Consider the following 21,343-nt stretch of genomic DNA (forward strand, 5'->3'; position numbering starts at 1 on the left):
CCACCCCTACGACCAGGAACAACAGTGGAAAAGCTGGGCAGACCAGCGGCTACCCCACGCCCGGGAACGGTTGTCTGCACGCCGCAGGCGCGCAGACAAACCCACAGACCCTGTCGGTGGATCGAGGCTTAGGGACGAAACCCATGTCGCAGTATCTGATCCTCATCTACCAGGACGAGCGTCCCGCGGCCGAACCGGAGCCCGGAAGCGCGATGGCGGACAGCCACCGGCGGTTCGGCGAGGAGCACACGGCGGCGCTGCGCGGCGGAAACGCCTTGCACCACAGTCACACCGCCACCAGTGTGCGGCCGGACGGCGCCGGTGACTTCGTGATCACCGATGGCCCGTTCGCCGAGACCAAGGAGCAGCTCGGCGGCTATTACCTGGTCGAGGCCGAGGACCTCGACGCCGCGATCGCCATCGCCCGCCGGGTGCCGATGGAATTCGGGGGCGTGGAAGTGCGCCCGATTCTCGAATTGAGCTGAGCCGCACCGTGCTCGACAGCGGCTCCGTCGACTATGGCTCCACCGATCGCCGCGCGTCCGGCCGGGTCGCCGCCGCGGTGGCCGACGCGCATCGCCGGGAGTGGGCGTTCGTGCTGGCGGCGACCGTGCGGGTGACCCATGACCTCGAACTCGCCGAGGAATGCGTTCAGGACGCGTACGCCCAGGCGTTGGTGCGATGGGCCGCGGACGGAATTCCGTCGCGGCCCGCGGCCTGGCTGACCACGGTGGCGCGCAACCACGCCCTGGATCTGCTGCGCCGGCAGTCCACCGCGCGCCGGGCGTTGCCGCTGCTGATCGCAGACGAAAAGACCATCGAGACAACCGTTTTCGATGCGATCGACCCGTACGACCCACAGTTTCCCGACGACCGTCTGCGACTGATCTGCACCTGCTGTCATCCGGCTCTGGCCCGCCAGACCCAGGTCGCACTGACCCTGCGTCTGGTCTGCGGACTCACCACGGCCGAGGTCGCGCGCGCCTTCCTGGTGGCCGAGCCGACGATGGCCGCGCGGATCACCCGCGCCAAGAAGAAGATCGCCACCGCCCGGATACCCTACCGAGTGCCGGGCCCGGCGGAATTGCCCGAGCGCATCGAGGCCGTGCTGGCGGTGGTGCATCTGCTGTTCACCACCGGGCACACCGCACCGTCGGGCGACGACCTCATCCGCCGCGATCTCACCGAACGCGCCCTCGATCTGGCGCGGATGCTGCACGGTCTGCTGCCCGACGATCCGGAGATCGCCGGCCTGCTCGCCCTCCTGCTGCTCACCGACGCCCGCCGCGCGGCGCGGGTGACCCCTGAGGGCGCCATGGTCGCGCTGGCCGATCAGGACCGCGCGCTGGGATCGGGAGGAGATCGGACAGGGCATCGCGCTGGTCCGCTTCGCGCTGGAACGGCGACCGGGCCGCTATGCGTTACAGGCCGCGATCGCCGCCGTTCACGCCGAGGCGCCCAGTTACGACGCCACCGACTGGCAGGAGATCCGCGGGCTCTACGACGTCCTGAGCCGGATCTGGCCTTCGCCGGTGGTGGCGCTCAATCGCGCCGTCGCGATCGGGATGGCCGGCGATCCCGCGGCCGGCTCCGCCGCGCTGGACGCACTCGCCACCGAACCGCAGCTGGCCGGGTACAGCTACCTCCCCGCCGCACGCGCGCACTTCCTCACCGAACTCGGGAGGTTCGACGAGGCCCGGCTCGCTTACTCCGAGGCCCTGCTGCTGACCGAGAACGCGGCCGAGCGCGAATTTCTCGACCGCCGTCTGGCCGACCTCGACCGGCGCGCGTCCGGCCACCACAACGGCCGCTGAGGCGGGGTATTCCTCGGTCGCGGGCATAGGGTGGACCGATGGCGGTCACCGTTCGTCCCGTGACGGAATCGGAAGTGCCGGAAGTGGCCCGGGTGCTGGGTCTGGCGTTCGACGACGATCCGATCGTGCAGTGGTGCATACCGGCCGACCGCACCCGGAGCGGCCGCGCGGCGACCATGTTCGGCGCGCTGATCCGGCATCTGTATCTGGCGCACGGGGCGGTCGACGCGGCCTTCGACGAATCGGGCCGGATCGTCGGGGGCGCAGTGTGGTCGCCGCCCGGGCGGTGGAATTCCTCGGATGCCGATCAGCTGCGGATGCTGCCCGCATTGGCACGCGCGTTCCGGTGGCGCCTGCTCGCCGTGGGGCGGATGTCGGACCGGATGAGCAAGGCGCATCCACACGAACCGCACTGGTATCTCGCCATCGTCGGCACCGATCCCGCGGTCCGCGGCAAGGGGTACGGGCACGCCCTGCTGGCGCCGCGGCTGGCGCACTGTGACGAAACCGGCGCGCCCGCGTACCTGGAATCCAGCAAGTTCGCCAATATCGCCTATTACGAGCGCTACGGCTTCGATCTGCGCGGCGAACTCGACGCCACCGGAGGCGGACCGCTGCTGTGGCCGATGTGGCGTCAGTCCGCGACGTCGTAGGCCTGGGCCATCCAGCGCACCGACGGCGGCGAGAAGATCAAGCCGAGGGTGACGAGGGCGACCAGCCCGACCGGGATGCCCAATTCGAACCGATGCGAGCTGAGCATGTACCACGCGGCGGGCAGCAGCAGGACCTGCGCGATCACCACGATGGCCCGGCCCCAGCGCTTACCGCGCAGCAGGCCGATACCGGCAGCCAGCACCGCGCCGGCCAGGATGACGAACCAGGCGGCGGTCCCGTAGGCCGATGTCGCGGAAGTGTCCGCCGACGTGATGCCCTGCACCACGAGCACGATCGCGATGATCACCCCGATCAGGCCCTCGAGCGCGGCCAGCGCACCCGCGCCGCGCACCGTGCCGGGAGTCGGGCCGGCCGCACCGCCGGTGCTCTCACTGTCCGCATTCTGCTTCGCCACCCGCCCAGCGTAGAACCGCGCGAACCGGGCCTCGCACGCGTGGTCGCCTCCGCGGGATCCGGTGGTGATCGCTCAGTAGGCTGCTCAGAGTGCGGACGCTGTTGATCGTGAATCCGAATGCCACCTCGACCACTCCGGCCACGCGGGATCTGCTCGCCCACGCGCTGGAGAGCCGCACCCAGCTCATCGTGGCCCATACCCAGCATCGCGGGCATGCCGCCGAATTGGCGCAGTGGGCGAGCGATGCCGAGATGGACCTGATCGTGGTGCACGGCGGCGACGGCACGGTCAACGAGACCGTCAACGGATTCCTCCCCCTGCCGGAACAAGGCGCGTCCGGCCCGGACTCGCGCGGCGCCGGAGAGCCGGCCGCCGCGCAACGTCCTGGCACCTGGATTCCGCGACTGGGCGTGATCCCCGGCGGTTCGGCGAACGTGTTCGCGCGCTCGCTGGGTATCGAAGCGGATCCGGTGGCCGCGACCAATCAGCTCATCGACCTGCTCTCGCTCGACGACGGCGACGCGCATGCCGGCGATCGCCGGATCGGCCTGATGGTCGCCGACGGCCGCTGGTGCGCGTTCAGCGCGGGCGTCGGGCTGGACGCCGACGTGTGCGAGGCGATCGACCGCAGCCGCGCCGCCGGCCACGCCGCGACCCCGGCCCGTTATCTGCGCACCACGGTCCGGCAATTCTTCCGGGCCAAGCGGCGCGAGCCGGCGATCACCGTGCGTGTTCCCGGACACGAACCGGTGCCGGGCGTGCACTACGCCTTCGTGACGAACACCAGTCCGTGGACATATCTGGACAGCACCCCGGTGCGCACCAATCCCGGGACGACGTTCGAACGCGGACTGGGTGTGTTTGCGATGCGGACGATGGGGGTATTGACGACACTGTCGGTCGCCAGGCAACTCCTGGCTTCCGACGGAGATCCGAAGGCCCGCAATTTATTTCGCGTCGACGATGTATCCTCGGTGCGAATCGAAGCCGACGACGAGGTCGGTCTGCAAATCGATGGCGACTTCATCGGCCGCCGCAACGTGGTGGATTTCACCTCGGTGCCGGAAGTGCTCGGAGTGGTCGCCCCGAAGCCGGAATCCGGCAGACACAACTGAGAAACATCGCAGTTGTGCTGCGGAAACCAGCACAAGCGAGTACAAAGGACTCCGCAGGCCCGGCTTTACAGGGCTTTAGAGCGTGAGCTTCCCCACGGTGCACCCGAAGGCTATTGACATCTACGGTGTTCGTGAAAGCATTCACAAGCAACCGTGCGGAAACATTCGAGACGCACAAGTGAACGGACCACAAACCAGCGGCGCCTTGCGGCGCCCATGCAAAGGAGCAGAGGAATGGACTGGCGCCACAAGGCCATCTGTCGCGACGAGGACCCCGAGCTGTTCTTCCCGGTGGGTAACAGTGGTCCGGCGCTCGCGCAGATTGCCGATGCCAAGCTGGTCTGCGCCCGCTGCCCCGTGACCGCCGACTGCCTGTCCTGGGCCCTGTCCTCCGGACAGGATGCCGGCGTGTGGGGTGGTATGAGCGAAGACGAGCGCCGGGCGCTGAAGCGGCGCAACGCCCGCACCCGCACCCGCAGCGTCGTCTGAGACGCGCGGCGTTACCGGCCCGTAGTAAACCGCACAGCCCCGACCGGTAACGCATTTCGGCCCGGCACCGGAAAGGTGCCGGGCTTCACTGTTTTTATTGCCGGATTGATTTCCGCCTTATTTCACATAACCTTCGACGACATTCGGACTTATCCGATTTCCGCGAGTGGCAGTGCTTGCGCTGGAACGCTTTCAGCGTGCGTTGCGGCGGCCCAGCGGCACCCGCAGCACCGCATCGGTGCCGATATCGGCGCCCGGATGCAAACCGATCGAGCCCCCGAGTTCCGCGGTGACCAGAGTGCGCACGATCTGCAATCCCAGCCGATCGGAACCCTCCAGGCTGAATCCCTCCGGCAACCCGCGTCCGTCGTCGCTGATGATGACGTCCAGCCAGCGCGCCGAACGCTCGGAACGTATTGTCACAGTTCCGTTTTCGCCGGCATCGAAGGCGTGCTCGATGGCGTTCTGCACCAATTCGGTCAGCACCATCACCAACGGGGTCGCGCGTTCGGCCGAGAAAACTCCCAGCGAACCGTCGCGGCGGACCTTGATACGAGCGGTGTGCACGGTCGCCACATCGGCCATGATCGGCAGCAGGCGATCCACCACCTCGTCGAGGTCGACCTCCTCGTCCACCGACATCGACAGCATTTCGTGCACGGAGGCGATGGAGGTGACGCGGCGCACCGATTCGGTGAGCGCCACCCGGGCCTCCTCGTTCTCGGTGCGGCGGGCCTGCAGGCGCAGCAGCGCGGCAACGGTCTGCAAGTTGTTCTTCACCCGGTGATGGATTTCGCGGATGGTGGCGTCCTTGGACAGCAACGCCCGGTCGCGGCGCTTGACCTCCGTGACATCGCGGACCAGCACGGCGGCCCCCGCCAGTTCACCGTGCGGGCGCAGCACCAGCGTGCGGAGCAGCACCGTCGCGCCGCGCGCCTCGACCTCCATCCGCCGGCCCGATTTGCCGGCCAGCGCGGCCTGGATGTCGCTGACGACCTCTTGCGCGTCGAACGGATCGGTGATGAGGGAACGGGTCGACTGGGCCAGATCCTGTCCGGCCAATTCGCTCTGCAGGCCCATGCGGTGGTACGCCGACAGCGCGTTCGGGCTGGCGTAGACCACCAGGCCGGCGGTATCGAGGCGGATGAAGCCGTCCCCGGCACGGGGGCTGGAATGTGAGCCGGTGCGGTCCTCCAGCGTGGGGAAGGTGCCGTCGGCGATCATCTGACACAGATCGTCGGCGCAGCTCATGTAGGCCTGTTCGAGGCTGCCGCGGACCTTCGAGCGCTGCATATCCGTATCGCGGCCGAGCACGGCGATGACGTCGGTGCCGCAGCGCACCGGAATACCCTCGCGGATGACCCGCGCGGGAGTCGGGTGGTAGACGCCGGTGGATTCGGCGTCGCCCTCCACGCGCACGATCTCCCCCGAACTCAGGGCCTGAAAGATCTGCGGATGCTCGTGGCGGGAGGCCAGCGACCCCACCAGGTCGTCGGGCTGAACCGTCGGGGCGGTCGTGGGCCGGCACTGGGCGACGCACACCACATCGGCCCCGCCGGTCACCGGGCCGATGCCGACCCACAGTTGCAGATCGGCGAACGACAGATCGGCCAGCAGCTGCCAGTCCCCCACCACGCGCTGCAGATGGTCCACCGCCGCACCGGGGAGATCGGTGTGTTCGGCGAGCAGATCACTAAGAGTGGACACGGGAACAAAGGCTACGGCACGCGCCCGCGGGCCGAAGTCGTGTCGCGGCCGAAGCTACGAGATGACGGCGATCAGATCGCCCTTCTGGAGGACGTCGCCGGGTTTCACATTGATCGAGGCCACGGTTCCGTCCGACTCGGCCACGACCGGAATCTCCATCTTCATCGATTCCAGCAGGACCAGGGTGTCACCTTCATGCACCGCCGCACCCTCGTGCGCGACGATCTGGAAGACGGTCGACACCATCTCCGCGAGCACTTCCTCAGCCATGACACCCTTCCGGTCGATCGGCCCGTTTCCGCTGACGGTACAGCCAACCACATCCGTACCGAGAGCGTTCGATCGCTCGAAAGATACCGGGCCGTAGGCGCTGTCGCGCCGGTTATCCGGTGGCGCTCACCGTGACCCAGGTGTTGTTGACCGCGGCCGTCCCGGACAGCGGATCGACCAGCGCCGGGTCGTGCAGGAGATTGACATTGGCGCCCGGGAGGGAGGCGGCGACCCGCCAGCCCACGCCGGGTTCCCGGTGGCCCCAGCCGTGCGGGATCGCGACCGTGCCGGGGCGGATATCGTCGCCGACCTCGAGGGTCACCACGATCGAACCGCTCGGCGAGGAGACCGTGACCGATTCGCCGTCGGTCAGCTCGCGCGCGCCGGCGTCGACGGGATGCATGAGGACGGTGCAGCGATCGCGGCCCTTCACCATGGCCGGGACGTTGTGCAACCAGGAGTTGTTGCTGCGCAGGTGGCGCCGGCCGATCAGGCGCAGATCGTATCCGTCGGCCGCGGTGCGCGGCGTCGCCGGCAGATCGGCGAGCAGCTTCGCCACCTCGGCACGGAAATCCTGCGGCGCCAACCGGACCTTGCGGTCGCGAGTGCCGATCAGCGTGCGCAGGCGCGGACGCAGCGGTCCGAGATCCACACCGCCCGCGCAAGCCCGCAGCTTGGTGATCGTCAGGCCCGCACGTCCCCGGCGCAGCACGCCGTACGGACCGGCCGCGATGCCCAGGGCCGCCAACCGTACGGGCGAGAGTCGTTCGAATACCGCGTTGAGCGCCCTGCCGGTGAGGCGTCGCGCGGGCAGCGGCACCACCTCGGTGACCAGTCGGGCCATGATCTGCCAGTCCTCTAGTCCGTCGGCCGGCGGCTCGAAAACCTTGGCGTCGTAACGCAGGTTGTTGCGCACGCTGAACACGGGGAACAGCAGGTTGACGTCCTCGCGCTCGAGCTGGGACACCGGCGGCAGAATGATGTCGGCGTGCCGGGTGGTCTCGGTGACGTACATGTCCACGGCCACAAAGAAATCGAGCGATTCCAGCGCCGCGTCGAGGCGCCCGCGCTGCGGTGTGGACAGCACCGGATTGCCGGCGTAGGTGACCATCGCCCGGATCTGCCCGCGCCCCTCGGTGAGGATCTCGTCGGCCAGCGCCGCCACCGGCAGTTCGGATCGGAAGGACTTGTAGCGGCCCGACCGATCGGTCCACGCCCCGTGACCCATCGGCAGGTACTTGGCGTACCGGGCGGCATCGACCGGCGCGGTCGCGAACATCTGCCCGCCCGCCCGGTCCAGATTGCCCGTCACCGCGTTGATCGTGTTCACCAGCCAGTGCGTGAGCGTGCCGGTCACCTGCTGACATACTCCGATCCGCGCGTAGAGCACGGCCGAGCGGGCCGCGGCATGGTCGCGGGCGAAAGCGCGGATGGTCTCGGCGTCGACACCGGCGTGCGGGGCTGCCAGTTCGGGAGTGCACTGTGCGACGGTCTCGCGCAGCTCGTCCCAGCCCGAACAGCGCGCGTGCACGGCCCGCTCGTCGCACAGCTTCTCGTCGATCAGCACATGGAGCACGGCCAGCAGCAGATATACGTCACCGCCGGGGACGACCGCGATGTGCTGGTCGGCCAGTCGCGCGGTCTCGGTGCGGCGTGGATCGATCACCACGACCGTGCCGCCGCGTTCACGCACCCGCTTGATGCGCTGTTTGGCGTTCGGCATGGTGGTCACCGACCCGTTCGACACGGCCGGATTCGCGCCCAGGATCACCAGCCGGTCGGTGCGATCGATATCGGCGACCGGCATCAGGACATTGGATCCGAACATCCGCCAGGCCGCGAACTCCTGTGGAAACTGATCGATCGAGGAGGCGGAGAAGAAGTTGCGGGTCAGCAGCGCCACCCGCAGCAGCACGCCGTACAGCACCGAAGAACTGTGTGCCGCAGGATTTCCCAGATACATGCCGATCGCGCTCGGACCGTGTTCGGAGCGGATCTCGCGCAGCCGCTGCCCGATCTCCCGGAACGCCTCGTCCCACCCGATCGGCTCGAACCGATCGCCGACTCGGCGCACCGGCGTGCGGAGCCGGTCCGGGTCGTGGTGCAGCGCCCCCATCGCCGTGGCCTTCGGGCAGATATATCCCTCCGACAGCACATCGTCGGGATCTCCCTCGATCCGGACGACGCGGTCGCCCTCGACGGTGACCCGGATTCCGCAGTGCGCCTCACAGAGGGTGCACTGCCGAGAAACAATGCGAGTATCCATGGCACATCCTCTCAGCGCGGCATCTCGCAGCGTACCGGCGCCCGCGGCATCGGTACAGCCCCCGCGGATCTGCGCTACCGTCCGCGGATCTCGTAGAGCAGGGTGCGGCCGTCCCGGACTACCGTGCGCACGGATTGCCGGTAGGTCGTGTGACCGCCGTCGGGCCGGTACTCCTCGATATCCACATCGAACAGCTCCGGCTCGCGCGTGGTGATGTGGACGCAGTACGTGGTCCCGACCGGGATCACGGTGTCGATCGCCTGCTGCAACCCCTCCGCGGGAGCGACGTTGACGGTATCCGGGGCGACGAAGGCCTGGGCGCGCTCGCCGCTGCGCTCGGTGTAGTACGAATATTCGAATCCCAGAATCGAATTCGGCCCGTCGGTGACGCCACCGGCGCCGTTGCCCACCACGATGCCGTCGCGCGCCTCGGCCGGGCATGCCGGAGTCTGCGGCCCAGGAGCCGGGGCGGCGGTTGCGGCGGAGCCGACCGGAGTGAGGGTCGTCGAGGTCGCGACCGCGGCGGCGGTACCCGGTTCCTTACGCGCGGCCGTGACCGCCAGCGCGATACCGCCAGCTGCCAGCGCGAGCACGACGACGGCAGCCGACGCGGCGATCCACCATTTACGACCACGGGGCCGGCGCGGCGGACGAGTGGCGGGGCCCAGCGCGAGCTGGATGGCATCGGGATCGATCGCCCATTCCGGCGACTCCGGCGGCCGCCGGACGATCCGCGGCGGCGAGGCCGCGGGACGCGAATCGCGCAGCGGGGGCGGCTGCGGCGGACGGGGCGGCGAATACCAATCGGCGGAGCCCACCGGCGGCCCGAACGGTTGCGGCGCGTGCCCGGGCGGCCGGTTGGATTCAGAACTCATCACATCCCTCACGCCCGCTGCTGTCCCGCGGGGAAGACGATGCCAGCACTTGCCCCGGTGCACAACCGGAAACAGCTCCCAGCAGTGGGAGGCACTACTTGCAATTCACCAGCGATCTTGGTTGTCGAACCGCGCCGGGTGTGTTCTCGGCGGTGATCGACGGATATCGCCGGGCGGCCGGGCGGCCGTCCGGCGTCAGTCTCACCGCCGTCGCACCACGATCACCGGACATTCGGACGACTGCAACAGAGCATGGCCGGTCGAACCGAGCAGCATGCCGGTGAATCCGCCGCGACCGTGGCTGCCGACCACCACCAGCTGGGAATGTTCGGATTCGGCGAGCAGCGCGCGAGCCGGCCGATCGGCCCACACCACCGGCCGCACATCGACATCCGGATACTGTTCCCGCCATCCGGCCAGACTCTCCGAGAGAGCGGCACGCTCCGATTCGCGCACTGTGTCCCAGCCGGCTACCGCAACCTCGGGCAGGCTGATATCGCTCCACGTATGCACGGCGATCAGCGGCACCTTTCGCCGCGACGCCTCGTCGAAGGCGACGCCGATCGCGGGCTCACTATTCTCGGTGCCGTCGACGCCGACCACCACCGGCTTCGCCGCAGTCACCATGTCGGTCGCGGAATTTCCGGGGATCACCGCGACCGGGCAGTGCGCCCGCTGCACCACCGCCGAACTCACCGAACCGAGCAGCGCCCGCCGGACGGCGCCGCGCCCGCGGCTGCCGACAACCACGCGGTAGGCCCGTTCCGAACGTTCGATCAGGGTCGGAATGATCGGATCGAACACCAGCTCGGCACGGATCTCCAGCGGTCCCTCGGCCAACCCCGCAATCCGGCGCGCCTCGGCGACGATGCGCTCGCCGTCCTCTCGCACCCAATCGGCCCCGCCGGTCCATACCTCCGAGCCGAAACCGGTCGGCAGGGTGGCCGAGGTGACGATATCCAGACGCCGCCCGTGCAGCACGGCATCGACCGCGGCCCAGGCCACTGCCTGATAGGAGATCTCCGAGCCGTCGACGCCGACCACGAGGGGCCGGTCGGGTTCGTCGGCGGTATGCGCGTCAGCTGATTCCGTCATAGGTGGCTCCACTTCGTCTCGGCGAGCGGTATCCGCGCCGAGATTACCGGGGAGAGCGGGAGGCGGCATCGTTCGTTCCGAATGAACGACGGATTCGGCGGCCGCGCCGGCCGACGGGGTCACGCCAGGGCAGACATCGGATACCGTCATTTCAGCAATTTTTCAGCGCACACCGTCGCGGTGCCCGCCACGACCGTCGAACCGGCTAGTTGCGCGCAGGTATCGATATGCAGACAAGTTGAGCCACAATGATTCCGGCGCGGTAGTCGGTCTCCACACGGCCCGGTTATGTTGGACCCATGTCTCGCGATTCGACACCGACCAAGATCGCCCGCAATCGCCGGGCGCGACACGGTCCGCTGGTGGTCGTCGCGGCATTGGCCTCGGTCGCGGCGGCGACCGCCACCGCATCGGCGGACCCCTCCGGCGCGACTGCCGTACCGGAGGGGCAGGCGTTCTACGACGCACCCGCCAAGGCGATCACCGGGCCGCACGGCTCGGTGATCCGGGCCCGCAGTATCACCGGTGATCCGGGCCTGCCCGGGGCGCGGAATCTGCTCGTCCTGTATCGCTCGGTGGATCTGCAGGGCCATCCGGTCGCGGTCTCGGGAACGCTGGCGGTGCCCGGGGGCACACCACCCCCGGACGGCTGGCCGCTCATCTCGTGGGCACACGGCACCACCGGAGTGGCCGATATCTGCGCACCCTCGCGCGACACCGGTCCCGACTACCCCGCCCACGACTACACCGCGCAGGTGCGCGACGTACAGCAGCGCTGGCTCGCGGCCGGATACGCGGTGGCACAGACCGATTACCAGGGGCTCGGCACCCCGGGCCCGCACGGCTACCTGATCGGCGCCACCGAGGCGCGGGCCGTCGCCGATATGGCCCTGGCCGCCCGCGAACTCGACGCATCGATCGGCACGCGGTGGGCGGCGATCGGCCACTCGCAGGGCGGCCAGGCGGCCATCTTCACCGATGCGCAGGCCCGCGCCTGGGCGCCCGGACTCGATCTGCGCGGTGTGGTGGCACTTGCCCCGGCATCCCAGGTGGAATTCGGCATCGGAGCGCAGCGGGTGGTGAGCACGGTCGGGGCGGGCGATGCCCTGGCCGGCACGCTCGGCAACTCGAATGCGTTCCTGCCGTTGCTGATTCGCGGCGCGCAGACCGCCGAGAACATCGATCCGTCCCGCTTCCTGACCCCGCGCGCACTGAGCCTGCTGCCCGAGGCCGACACCGGATGCATCGGCGCCCTTCGCGCACCGGACAGCTGGGGCGGTCTACCTGCCGATGCGGCGTTCACCCCGCTCGGTGACGCCGCACCCCTGCTCCGCGTACTGACCGACAACGATCCCAGCACACAGCGCGTCGACGTACCGCTGCTGGTGTTGCAGGGCAGCGCCGACACGACGGTGCCCCCGCGTGCGACGGATGCGATGGTCGCCCGCTTGCGCCTGGCCGATCAGCAGGTCACCTACCGGACCTACCCCGGCGTCGACCACCGTGGCATCCTGCAGGCCTCACTTCCCGACGCCCTCGCCTGGGTCGACGCGCGCTTCGCCTCCTGAACCGGCACCGAATTCGTCTCGGCTCCAGGCCATTCGGAGGCGCCACCCGAGCCATCGCCGCCGACCCGTCTATTTCCCGGCGTACATCTCTCGCATGTTCTTACCCATGATGAGCAGGTAGCGTTTCGGATCACCAGCGGTTGCGCGCCTCTTCCGCCCAGCCGGTGAGGCCGTCGAGCTCCACCCATTCCCCTTCGTCGGTGCGGGCCCGGCCGGTGAAATGCCCGAAGCACTGATGAGTGTCGTTGGCGAGCACACCCAGCGCGGTCCGGGACTCGCGCACATGGACGGGCGTGAACTCGACGGCGACGCGCGGCCCGCGAATCTGCCACGGCCGCAACCAATCCCGGCGGTCGTACACCCATTCCAGCTCGTCGTCGATCTTGTGCAACCGCCCACCCAGGAACAGCGCGTTCTCGGTGGAACCGGTGCCGTCGGTCCACTTGCCGCCGAGCTGAATCGCCGTCTGGGCACCGCAGCCGGCGGCCCAGTTCCACGCGATCGAGTACGGCCACTTCCCGCGTCCGTGGTCGAGGACGGCGAACCCGTCGCCGATCACGTAGGCGACGCCGTCCACGGTGAGTGTGCCCGATACCGGACGGCCGAGATCCTTGACGGTGTACTGGAAGCGGTTCGCACTCCACGGCACCACGACACCGAGCGATTCGTGTCCCGCCGCCAGCCCGGCCGTCAGATCGATATCGATGCGCGGGGTGGCGGCGTGAATCCTGGTGCCGGCCGGATCGTTTCGCAATTCGATCACCAGATCGCCGGCATGTCCGGACGCGGTGCCGACACCGCTGCGATCGGGAAGGTGCACACCGCGGGCGAACGGCGTCACCACATCCTTGACGATCTCGGTGCCGTTCGCCCGATCGAGCAGGTAGATCCCCTGCAGCCCGGCGTAATCCAGCGACGTCAGCACGATTCCGATGATGTGGTCCGGGGTGACGATGCCCCAGTACTCCCACCGCTTGGTGCGACCCCAGCCACGCAGATTCGCCCGGCCAGTGGCCGGCGCGTCCAGCCCACCGCGTCGGGATTCAGCCGGCCCCGCGATGTGCACAGATCGACACTCGCGGTGATCTCGCGCTCCGTGGTCACCCGTTCGGCCATCGTGGCCCTCCTTCGCTACCGCGGTCGCCGCGACCGCGGTCGGTCCATTGTCGCGAGCGGGCCGGTCATCACGAACTGGCCGGGCCGGCGACGAGGCCACGCCCCGCGAACGTGGCCGACGTCATGCCGACGATCTTGCACTTCGGATAGCTATGAGTATGCTCATTAATGAGCACACTCATTATTATCGGCCGATAGGAGATGCCGGGTGGCAAGTACCCAGCAGAACCGGCAGGTCGGGCGGCGGGTGCGCACTATGCGCGAGAAGCAGAGCCGGATCTTCGAGGTGGCCGCGCGGTTGTTTGCCGAACGAGGGTTCGCCGCGGTCACCACCCAGCAGATCTCCGATCGGGCCGATATCGCCGCGGGCACCCTGTTCCGCTACGCCTCGTCCAAGGGACAGCTGCTGCTCATGGTCTACAACGAGGACTTCCGGTCGGCACTCGCGACCGGCGCCCGCCGCGCCCGCGCCGTCGCCGATCCGGTCGGCGCGATCACGGCATTGCTGCGGCCGATCCTGGTCGCGGCGGCGCGCAATCCCGAGAACACCATCGCCTACCAGCGCGAATTGCTGTTCGGACCGCCCGAGGAGACCTACCGGGAACAGGGGCTGGCGTTGGTGGCGCAGCTCGAGTCGGTCCTCGCCGAGATTCTGCTGACCGCCGGTGCGGACTCCGGCGAGCCCACGGCCGCGCAGCGGGAGGCGGCGCGCGTGGCGGGCCGCAGTCTCTTCGCGGTACTGCACATGGCGTTGGTACGCCCGTCCACCGGCGTTCACCCCCACCACGATCCGATCGACGATCTGCACGCCCAGATCGCTCAGCTCGTCGCCGGTTTCCGCAGCGCCGCGGCAACCGGAACCTGAAAAACACCAGCGCGGGCCACGGCCCGCAGAACGGAGTCGACATGTCCGGCACGATTCGCAAGGTGAGCGTCCTCGGGACCGGAGTCCTGGGATCCCAGATCGCCTTCCAGACCGCCTTCAACGGTTTCGAGGTGACCGCCTACGACATCAACGACGAGGCGCTGACCGCGGCGCACGAGCGTTTCACCAAACTCGCGGCCACCTACCGTGAGCAGGTACCGGGCGCGGGTGACGGCAAGGCCGAGGCCACCGCCGCGGGCATCGCGCTCACCAGCGATCTCGCCGAGGCGGCCCGGGACGCGGATCTGATCATCGAAGCGGTGCCCGAGGTGCTGTCGATCAAACAGGACACCTATCGCCGGCTCGGTGAGCTCGCGCCCGAGCACACCATCTTCGCCACCAATTCCTCGACGCTGCTGCCCAGCGATATGAAGGACGCCACCGGCCGCCCGGACCGATTCCTCGCCCTGCACTTCGCCAATCAGGTGTGGCACTTCAACACCGCCGAGGTCATGGGCACCGAGGACACCGATCCGACGGTGTATCAGGCGGTGGTGGAATTCGCCCGGACCATCGGCATGGTGCCGATCGAACTGCACAAGGAGAAGGCGGGCTACGTTCTCAACTCGCTGCTCGTGCCGTTCCTCAACTCGGCGATGGCGCTGGCGGCGGGCGGCTACGCCGAGCCGAAGGCGGTCGACGAGACCTGGCGCATCGGCACCGGCGCGCCCGCGGGCCCCTTCCAGATCCTCGACATCGTCGGTCTCACCACGCCGTACAACATCCTGGTCAACAGCGGCGGAGACGGCCAGAAGCTGGCGCAGTGGCTGAAGTCGGAATACATCGACAAGGGCAAGCTCGGCCTGGCCAGCGGTGAGGGCTTCTATCGGTACAACGCGTAAGACGTTGGAGCGTTCGGAGGTCGGCCCGCTGCTCGCCGAGTACGGGCTCATCGCCGACGAGTGACCGGTATTCAGTCGCGGGGATCGGCCGACGGCCGGTCCCCGCTTCGACGCGCGAAGGTGGACAGCAGTTCCCGCGCCCGCTCACCGCCGTCGAGCAGACGCCGGTGCGGCGGGCGATTCGCCACCCGTCGGATTCGCGGCGAAGTTCGAGCCGGCGCACACTCGCGCGCAGTACCGTGCACCCCTCCGATTAGCGAAATGCGCCGACCCGGCGGCGACGAGCGGTCCGTAGGACGCGATGATGCGCATGATCGCGAGTTCGTCCTCGACTCGTCGCAGACGACGGAGAATATCCGCCGGTTCAACCTCGGTCATCTCGTCTTCTCGATGCGGTTCGGCGCACTCCCGCTCAGTGGACACCCCGAGCCGTGCAGAAAAGCACTGCCCATGGTGAAAAAGAACGCTGTTCACTAAATGCCGAAAAATACTGTGCCACAACGTTTTCAGTGTGATCGTGCCGATCGCACACAGGATGCATTCGCCAGTATTTCGAACACGGTTGCTGAGCAGTGTTTTCGCCGAAACGGAGCACTCGGCATCACATTCCTTCATTTCGAAAACTCGCCGTGAAACTTCCATTTCGGAGCCGCCGGACGGCGCGAACACTTCAGGTAGCGCACCCTCCGAGTCGGCGTTATGCTCGTGCGCGAATTTCGAAATCATCTGGCGGTCCGCGCATTCGAGTCAGCCGTGCACAGCGGAAGGTGGGGAACTGTGCCATCTCCGCACAGGTGGATGTGGATCCGGAAGTATCAATAGTGACCTATTCAGTCAATTCACAGCAGGCGCCCGGCGGCGCCGCCACATCCCGGCCACCGCGACGAGTACCGGCCTTTCTCCTTCCCGCGACGATCTGTTGCTTCACCGGCGCCGCGGTCTGCCTCGGCATGCTCCGGTTCGCGCCCGAGACCGAACGAGTGGCCTTCGCCGTCGCCGCCGGGGCCGTAGGGCTGGCCTTGGCCGTGACGTCGGGATTCGCCGGACACTACCGGGACCAGGCGATTGGCTACCGCGAGGCCAATGATCGAGCCGAGCTGGCGGTCGCGAACTACGTCGCCGAGAGCGAGGCGCGCCTGGCCGCCGCCCACGACACCGCGGCCGCGGCCGGACGGGAAGCCGGCGGCAGCGAGAACCGCCGGGTGGCCGCGATGGCGGCGTTCGCCGGCGCCGCCGGGCGGATGCAGGCGATGACCACCTCGATGCTGGCCGAGCTGCGTGAAATGGAACATCGACACGCCGATCCGTCGGTGCTGGCCGACCTGCTGACCCTCGATCATCGCACCGCACAGGCCGGACGCCTGGCCGACAGTATCGCGGTGCTCAGCGGCGCCCGCTCGGGTCGGCGGTGGGCGAAACCCATTGCGATGGAATCGATTCTGCGCGGTGCCATGGGCCGCGTCGCGGGCTACCGCCGGGTGCGCCTGCGCGCGGTCGCCGAAATCGCGATCGCCGGTCATGCCGCCGAGGGAGTCATGCACGCGCTGGCCGAGCTGATCGACAACGCGTGCAATTTCTCCCCGCCCACCACCGAAGTCCACGTCTACGCCGCCGAAGTGCCGGCCGGCATCGTCGTCACCATCGAGGACAGCGGACTCGTGATGAGCGAATCCGCGCTGCGCCGCGCCGAACAGGCGGTCTCCGGCACCGTGACGGGACGCGGAGCGGATACCGATCTGTCCTCACTGACCGGTACCCGGCTCGGGCTCGCGGTGGTCGGCAATCTGGCGCGCAAACACGCGCTCACCGTGTCGTATCGCCCGTCGGCGATCGGCGGCACGGCGGTCGTCGTGGTGGTTCCGCGCGATCTGACCACGCGCCTGGACCGCTCCCCCGGCTCCACCGCCACGATCGAACTGCCGCCCGCTGCGCGGGTCGCGACCCCGGCCGCCCTTCCGGCGAGTCCGTTCGGACCGCCGGTCACCGACGACCGGGACACCGGCGCGCCCACCGCGGCCGCGAAACAGTCTGCCACGCAAGTGGTTCCGGGCCACGATCGGTCGGCCGAGCCACTGCCGAAGCGCCGCCGCGGCAGCACTCTCGCCGCAGTCCATCCCGACGGCCTGCGCACCGCCGCCGCCGAGGATTCGGCCTACCCGCGGACGCGGCCGTCGGCACTCGGCGCCTTCCAGCGCGCGGTCTCGGCCCCGGATTCCCCCTCCCCTTCGATTGCCCTGGAGAACGATCGATGACCACTTCCGTACCGGCGCACCTGGATTGGCTCCTGGACCAGCTGCTGGCCCGCACCCCGCACAGCCGGCACGCCCTGCTGTTGTCCAGCGACGGTCTCAAGATCTGCCACACCCCGGAACTGTCGGTGGACAAGGCCGATCAGCTGGCCGCGATCGCGGCCGGTATCCAGAGCCTCTCGCATGGCGCCTCGGTCGAATTCGGCGACGGGCGCAGTGGCGTACGGCAGTCGATGACGGAGTTCTACGGCGGCATCCTGTTCATCGTCGAGGCCGGGTTGGGCGCCCACATCGCGGTCGTCGCCGATGCCGAGGCAGATGCCGGGCTGATCGGCCACAACATGAGCGAACTGGTCGAACAGCTCGGCGAACACCTCTCCGCCGCGCCGCGCGGCCCGCGGCCGTGAGGCGGCCTCGATGACCAGGCCGGGCCGCGACGACACGCCGGACCGGCTCTACACCCTCACCGGCGGCCGCAGCCACCCCGATACCGATGCCTTCGATCTGGTGACACTCGTAGTAGCCGAATCGGATCCGGCCCCGGGGATGCAGTCCGAGCAGGTCGCGATCCTCGAGATCTGCCGGGCGCCGACGGCCGTTGTCGAGATCGCCGCCGAACTGCGGCTGCCGGTCGGCATCACGATGGTGTTGCTGGCCGACCTGCTCGACGCCGGAAAGATCACCGTGCGCCACCCGCATTCCACGTCCTCGTGGGAGCCGTGGAATGCCCTGCCCGACACCGCGATACTCGAGAAGGTGCTCGTTGGACTCCGCAACCTCTGATCCTCTCCGCACCGGATTCGGCGACCGCCCCGCCCGTGCCCAGGCCCCGCTGGCCGACACCGCCCGGCACGGGCTCAAGGTCGTCATCGTCGGCGGTTTCGGCGTCGGCAAGACCACCATGGTCCGCGCGGTCAGCGAGATCCGCCCGCTCGACACCGAGGCGACGATGACCTCGCTGGGCATCGGCATCGACGATCCCACCGGCGCACCGGCCAAATCCACCACCACGGTCGCCTTCGACTTCGGCCGTATCACCATCGACGCGGAACACGTCCTGTATCTGTTCGGCGCACCCGGACAGGAGCGCTTCTGGTTTCTGTGGGACCGGTTGTTCACCGGCGCGCTGGGCGCGATCGTGCTGGTCGACCCGCGCCGGATCACCGATTCCTGGTACGCCATCGACCGGCTCGAACATCAACAGACCCCGTTCGTGGTGGCGTGCAACATCTTCGGGCCGACCGGCCACGATGACACCCACCTGCGTGCCGCCCTGGATCTGGAGCCGCACGTGCCGCTGATGGAATGCGATGCGCGCTCACGGGATTCGGGTAAGCGCGTGCTGATCGCCCTCGTCGAACATCTGCACGCCGCCGGTCTGCGGGCCGCCGCCCGGGGATCCGCCCGATGAACCCGCCGCAGGCCGGTCTCAGCACCGGCGGTTGCCCGGTCTCGCCCGCCGATCCGGTTCCGTTGAGCGGCCCGCGTTTCCATACCGACCCGCACGAGTTGTACCGGGACATGAGGCGGGCCCACGGCCCGGTGGTCTCGGTGGAACTGCCCGGCGGAATTCCGGCCTGGCTGGTGATCGGTTATCGCGAAGTTCACCAGGTCACCAGCGATGCGGAACTGTTCCCGCGCGATGTGGCGCGCTGGAACCAGTGGCCGAACATCCCCGAGGACTGGCCGCTGCTGCCGATGGTGGGCCGTCCGATGCCGTCGATCTACTTCACCGCCGGAGCCGAGCATCTGCGGCACCTGGCCATGGTCGAGCCCGCGCTCGAACAAGTTGATCCGTTCGGATTGCGCAGGGCCTGTGAGGATCTGGCCGATCAGCTGATCGACCGTTTCTGCGGGCGCGGCACCGCCGACCTGATCGCGGAATTCGCCGAACCGCTGCCGGTGCTGGCGCTGGCGTGGGTGATCGGATTTCCCGACGATCAGGGTGCGGATCTGGCCTGGACGATGAAGACGCTCGCCGACGGCGGCGCCGAGGCGCAGGCGGCCTACGGCCGATTCGGCGAACATATGCAGCGACTCGTCGCGATGAAAAAGTCGCGCCCGGGTAACGATCTCACCTCACGGATGCTGCATTCACCCGAACAGTTCAGCGATGAGGAATACGCGCTGGACCTGATGGCCGTCACCGCCGCGGGCCAACTGCCGACCAGCGACTGGCTGGGAAATTCGGTGCGGCTGATGCTCACCGACGACCGCTTCGCGGCCGCCCTCAGCGGTGGCCGCCACAGCATCGGACAGGCGATGAACGAGGTGCTGTGGGAGGACACTCCCACCCAGATCCTGGCCGGGCGCTGGGCCTCGCGCGACACCCGGCTGGCCGACCAGACCATCCGGCGCGGCGATATGCTGCTGCTCGGCCTGGCCGGCGCGAACGCCGATCCGCATGTGCGCCAAGACCTTTCCGATTCTCTGGCACCCGCGCACAGCGGCAACAGCGCGCATTTCGCGTTCAGTTACGGCGAATACCGCTGCCCCTTCCCGGCCCAGCAGATCGCGGAGATCATCGCGCGCACCGGGATCGAAGTGCTGCTGGATCGGCTGCCGGATCTCGACCTCGCGGTCGCCGCCACCGAACTGACTCGCCGGCCGTCGCCGTTCCTGCGCGGAATGACGTCGCTGCCGGTCACCTTCACACCCGTTCGTACCGTGGGAGGTACCCCGTGAATGCCAGTTGCCCGCATGCCGCACCGCACGTGATCGATCCGATGGTCGGCGACCTCGCCGGTGAGACCGTCCGATTACGCGATGCCGGACAGCTGACCCGCATCGAACTGCTGAACGTACCGGCCTGGACCGTCACCGGCCACGCCCTGGCACGGCAGTTGCTGGTCGACCCGCGGCTGGTCAAGGACATCAACTCCTGGTCGCTGTGGCGCGACGGTGTGGTCACCCGGCAGTGGCCGCTGATCGGCATGATCGACGTCGGGGTCTCGATGTTCACCGTCGACGGCCCCGAACACCGCCGCCTGCGCATCAAGACCACCCAGGCGCTGACCGCGCGCCGCCTGACCTCCCTGCGCCCGTTCATCGAATCGACCGTCGCCGCACTGTTGGACGATCTGGCCGCTGCCTCCGGAGACGGCACGGTCGACCTGAAATCGGTCTTCGCCTATCCGCTGCCGATGCGCGTGATCAGCGAGCTCATGGGCGTCGACCACGCCGATCATCCGATGCTGCTCGACTGGTACAAGGCGTTCTTCTCCCTGCTCACCCCGCAGGACGAGCGGCTCGCGGTGATCGAGCGGATGGGCGAGTACTTCACCGAGATGGTGCGCAAGAAGTCCGCCGAGCCGGCCGACGACCTGACCAGCGCGCTGATCCTCGCCACCGACGGTGGCGAACCTCTCAGCGAGGCCGAGGTGGTCGGCAATCTGCAGGCGCTGGTCGCCGCCGGGCACGAGACCACGGTGTCGTTGATCCTGACCACCGTGCGCGCCCTGCTCACCCATCCGGAGCAGTTCGCGCTGGTGCGCTCGGGGCAGATCGATTGGGAGACCGCGATCGAGGAGACGCTGCGCTGGGACGGTCCGGTGACACATCTGCTGATGCGGTTCGCGACCGAGGACATCACCGTCGGTGACACCGTCATCGAACGGGGCCAGGGGGTGGTCATGTCGTATCGGGCCATCGGCCGCGACACCACGGTGCACGGCGCCGATGCCGACGCATTCGACATCACCCGGCCGACGGCCAAGCGGCACATCGGTTTCGGTCACGGACCGCATATCTGCCCGGGTGCCGCGCTCGCCAGGCTGGAAGCCTCGATCGCGCTGCCCGCGCTGTTCGAACGGTTCCCGCAGTTGTCGTTGGCGGTACCGGTGGAGGAGATTCACAATCTTCCCGTGCTGACGCAGAACGATCTGGCACAGTTCCCGGTCCGGCTCGGCGACTGAGTTCCGCGCGCGACACCAGGGCCGCGCTA

General features: G+C 68.5%; 21 protein-coding genes and 1 pseudogene. 14 read left to right on the top strand and 8 right to left on the bottom strand.

Annotated elements, in window-relative coordinates; genetic code table 11:
- Nucleotides 1-143 precede the first annotated feature (143 nt).
- The 3 genes and pseudogenes from C5E41_RS31380 (at nucleotide 144) to C5E41_RS31390 (ending at nucleotide 2,467) form a co-directional block, all read left to right on the top strand.
- Entirely contained in the window at nucleotides 144-485 is a 342-nt protein-coding gene (locus C5E41_RS31380) for a YciI family protein (RefSeq protein WP_104379315.1), read from the top strand.
- A 77-nt stretch (nucleotides 486-562) separates the two neighbouring features.
- Nucleotides 563-1,814 (top strand): annotated as a pseudogene (locus C5E41_RS31385) (RNA polymerase sigma factor).
- A gap of 59 nt (nucleotides 1,815-1,873) precedes the next feature.
- Nucleotides 1,874-2,467, top strand: a complete 594-nt coding sequence (locus C5E41_RS31390) for a GNAT family N-acetyltransferase (protein WP_258081384.1) — start codon at nucleotides 1,874-1,876, stop codon at nucleotides 2,465-2,467.
- On the opposite strand, the gene C5E41_RS31395 is transcribed toward C5E41_RS31390, so the two are convergent.
- The gene (locus tag C5E41_RS31395; protein ID WP_104379317.1) at nucleotides 2,449-2,883 is read right to left on the bottom strand and encodes a hypothetical protein; all 435 of its coding nucleotides are present in this window, start codon (nucleotides 2,881-2,883) and stop codon (nucleotides 2,449-2,451) included. The two genes, C5E41_RS31390 and C5E41_RS31395, sit on opposite strands and share 19 nt — an antisense overlap.
- 89 nt (nucleotides 2,884-2,972) lie before the next feature.
- Between C5E41_RS31395 and C5E41_RS31400 the strand changes: the two genes are divergently transcribed.
- Together C5E41_RS31400 and C5E41_RS31405 are read left to right on the top strand one after the other, a co-directional pair.
- Complete coding sequence (locus C5E41_RS31400) at nucleotides 2,973-3,998, top strand: diacylglycerol/lipid kinase family protein (protein ID WP_104379318.1); 1,026 nt, start codon at nucleotides 2,973-2,975, stop codon at nucleotides 3,996-3,998.
- Between the two features lie 234 nt (nucleotides 3,999-4,232).
- Nucleotides 4,233-4,487: a WhiB family transcriptional regulator gene (locus C5E41_RS31405; RefSeq protein WP_030516005.1), complete on the top strand. Its 255-nt coding sequence runs from the start codon at nucleotides 4,233-4,235 to the stop codon at nucleotides 4,485-4,487.
- Nucleotides 4,488-4,679: 192 nt separating this feature from the next.
- Here the strand turns inward: C5E41_RS31405 and C5E41_RS31410 are convergent, their stop codons facing one another.
- From C5E41_RS31410 to C5E41_RS31430, 5 genes are all read right to left on the bottom strand, one after another.
- Nucleotides 4,680-6,194: a sensor histidine kinase gene (locus C5E41_RS31410; RefSeq protein ID WP_104379319.1), complete on the bottom strand. Its 1,515-nt coding sequence runs from the start codon at nucleotides 6,192-6,194 to the stop codon at nucleotides 4,680-4,682.
- Nucleotides 6,195-6,248: 54 nt separating this feature from the next.
- A complete protein-coding gene (locus tag C5E41_RS31415) occupies nucleotides 6,249-6,464 on the bottom strand; it encodes a biotin/lipoyl-binding carrier protein (protein WP_063027981.1) in 216 nt (71 codons plus the stop codon).
- 112 nt (nucleotides 6,465-6,576) lie between these two features.
- On the bottom strand, nucleotides 6,577-8,730 hold the full coding sequence (locus C5E41_RS31420; RefSeq protein WP_104379320.1) for a molybdopterin oxidoreductase family protein: 2,154 nt from the start codon (nucleotides 8,728-8,730) through the stop codon (nucleotides 6,577-6,579).
- A 74-nt stretch (nucleotides 8,731-8,804) separates the two neighbouring features.
- Entirely contained in the window at nucleotides 8,805-9,605 is an 801-nt protein-coding gene (locus C5E41_RS31425; protein ID WP_146097753.1) for a hypothetical protein, read from the bottom strand.
- Between the two features lie 201 nt (nucleotides 9,606-9,806).
- Nucleotides 9,807-10,700, bottom strand: coding sequence for a universal stress protein (locus C5E41_RS31430; protein WP_104379335.1), 894 nt, complete (start codon nucleotides 10,698-10,700; stop codon nucleotides 9,807-9,809).
- A gap of 299 nt (nucleotides 10,701-10,999) precedes the next feature.
- On the opposite strand from C5E41_RS31430, the gene C5E41_RS31435 reads away from it, so the two are divergent.
- Nucleotides 11,000-12,268 (top strand): alpha/beta hydrolase family protein, encoded by a 1,269-nt coding sequence (locus C5E41_RS31435; RefSeq protein WP_104379322.1) that lies wholly within the window; start codon nucleotides 11,000-11,002, stop codon nucleotides 12,266-12,268.
- 130 nt (nucleotides 12,269-12,398) lie between these two features.
- Here the strand turns inward: C5E41_RS31435 and C5E41_RS31440 are convergent, their stop codons facing one another.
- Nucleotides 12,399-13,334, bottom strand: a complete 936-nt coding sequence (locus tag C5E41_RS31440; RefSeq protein WP_258081385.1) for a DUF2804 domain-containing protein — start codon at nucleotides 13,332-13,334, stop codon at nucleotides 12,399-12,401.
- Nucleotides 13,335-13,592: 258 nt separating this feature from the next.
- Here C5E41_RS31440 and C5E41_RS31445 point away from each other — a divergent pair, with 258 nt between their 5' ends.
- Nucleotides 13,593-14,249, top strand: a complete 657-nt coding sequence (locus C5E41_RS31445) for a TetR/AcrR family transcriptional regulator (RefSeq protein WP_258081386.1) — start codon at nucleotides 13,593-13,595, stop codon at nucleotides 14,247-14,249.
- 41 nt (nucleotides 14,250-14,290) lie between these two features.
- Nucleotides 14,291-15,151, top strand: coding sequence for a 3-hydroxyacyl-CoA dehydrogenase (locus C5E41_RS31450; RefSeq protein WP_104379323.1), 861 nt, complete (start codon nucleotides 14,291-14,293; stop codon nucleotides 15,149-15,151).
- Between the two features lie 144 nt (nucleotides 15,152-15,295).
- Here the strand turns inward: C5E41_RS31450 and C5E41_RS35830 are convergent, their stop codons facing one another.
- Nucleotides 15,296-15,877, bottom strand: a complete 582-nt coding sequence (locus C5E41_RS35830) for a hypothetical protein (RefSeq protein WP_146097754.1) — start codon at nucleotides 15,875-15,877, stop codon at nucleotides 15,296-15,298.
- A gap of 95 nt (nucleotides 15,878-15,972) precedes the next feature.
- Between C5E41_RS35830 and C5E41_RS31460 the strand changes: the two genes are divergently transcribed.
- Genes C5E41_RS31460 through C5E41_RS31485 form a run of 6 tightly spaced genes read left to right on the top strand, consistent with a single transcriptional unit; the run spans nucleotide 15,973 to nucleotide 21,314 of the window.
- Nucleotides 15,973-17,403: a sensor histidine kinase gene (locus tag C5E41_RS31460; RefSeq protein WP_258081387.1), complete on the top strand. Its 1,431-nt coding sequence runs from the start codon at nucleotides 15,973-15,975 to the stop codon at nucleotides 17,401-17,403.
- Nucleotides 17,400-17,807: a roadblock/LC7 domain-containing protein gene (locus tag C5E41_RS31465; RefSeq protein WP_104379326.1), complete on the top strand. Its 408-nt coding sequence runs from the start codon at nucleotides 17,400-17,402 to the stop codon at nucleotides 17,805-17,807. The genes C5E41_RS31460 and C5E41_RS31465 overlap by 4 nt, the downstream gene beginning before the upstream one ends.
- 10 nt (nucleotides 17,808-17,817) lie before the next feature.
- The gene (locus tag C5E41_RS31470; RefSeq protein WP_104379327.1) at nucleotides 17,818-18,183 is read left to right on the top strand and encodes a DUF742 domain-containing protein; all 366 of its coding nucleotides are present in this window, start codon (nucleotides 17,818-17,820) and stop codon (nucleotides 18,181-18,183) included.
- 49 nt (nucleotides 18,184-18,232) lie between these two features.
- A complete protein-coding gene (locus tag C5E41_RS31475) occupies nucleotides 18,233-18,811 on the top strand; it encodes a GTP-binding protein (RefSeq protein WP_258081389.1) in 579 nt (192 codons plus the stop codon).
- On the top strand, nucleotides 18,808-20,085 hold the full coding sequence (locus C5E41_RS31480) for a cytochrome P450 (protein ID WP_104379329.1): 1,278 nt from the start codon (nucleotides 18,808-18,810) through the stop codon (nucleotides 20,083-20,085). Before C5E41_RS31475 ends, C5E41_RS31480 begins: the two co-directional genes overlap by 4 nt.
- Nucleotides 20,082-21,314 carry a cytochrome P450 family protein gene (locus C5E41_RS31485; RefSeq protein ID WP_258081388.1) on the top strand — a complete coding sequence of 411 codons (1,233 nt, stop codon included), beginning with the start codon at nucleotides 20,082-20,084 and terminating at the stop codon, nucleotides 21,312-21,314. Before C5E41_RS31480 ends, C5E41_RS31485 begins: the two co-directional genes overlap by 4 nt.
- Nucleotides 21,315-21,343 lie beyond the last annotated feature (29 nt).

The organism is Nocardia nova (assembly GCF_002933465.1).
Classification (GTDB): Bacteria; Actinomycetota; Actinomycetes; order Mycobacteriales; family Mycobacteriaceae; genus Nocardia; species Nocardia nova_B.

Bases quoted from the DNA above. Each gene is read 5' to 3' on its own strand.
- C5E41_RS31465 (WP_104379326.1), top strand. From the start codon at position 17,400: ATGACCACTTCCGTACCGGCGCACCTGGATTGGCTCCTGGACCAGCTG.
- C5E41_RS31480 (WP_104379329.1), top strand. From the start codon at position 18,808: ATGAACCCGCCGCAGGCCGGTCTCAGCACCGGCGGTTGCCCGGTCTCG.
- C5E41_RS31420 (WP_104379320.1), bottom strand. From the start codon at position 8,730: ATGGATACTCGCATTGTTTCTCGGCAGTGCACCCTCTGTGAGGCGCAC.
- C5E41_RS31380 (WP_104379315.1), top strand. From the start codon at position 144: ATGTCGCAGTATCTGATCCTCATCTACCAGGACGAGCGTCCCGCGGCC.
- C5E41_RS31470 (WP_104379327.1), top strand. From the start codon at position 17,818: ATGACCAGGCCGGGCCGCGACGACACGCCGGACCGGCTCTACACCCTC.
- C5E41_RS31430 (WP_104379335.1), bottom strand. From the start codon at position 10,700: ATGACGGAATCAGCTGACGCGCATACCGCCGACGAACCCGACCGGCCC.
- C5E41_RS31405 (WP_030516005.1), top strand. From the start codon at position 4,233: ATGGACTGGCGCCACAAGGCCATCTGTCGCGACGAGGACCCCGAGCTG.
- C5E41_RS31425 (WP_146097753.1), bottom strand. From the start codon at position 9,605: ATGAGTTCTGAATCCAACCGGCCGCCCGGGCACGCGCCGCAACCGTTC.
- C5E41_RS35830 (WP_146097754.1), bottom strand. From the start codon at position 15,877: ATGATTTCGAAATTCGCGCACGAGCATAACGCCGACTCGGAGGGTGCG.
- C5E41_RS31415 (WP_063027981.1), bottom strand. From the start codon at position 6,464: ATGGCTGAGGAAGTGCTCGCGGAGATGGTGTCGACCGTCTTCCAGATC.
- C5E41_RS31450 (WP_104379323.1), top strand. From the start codon at position 14,291: ATGTCCGGCACGATTCGCAAGGTGAGCGTCCTCGGGACCGGAGTCCTG.
- C5E41_RS31435 (WP_104379322.1), top strand. From the start codon at position 11,000: ATGTCTCGCGATTCGACACCGACCAAGATCGCCCGCAATCGCCGGGCG.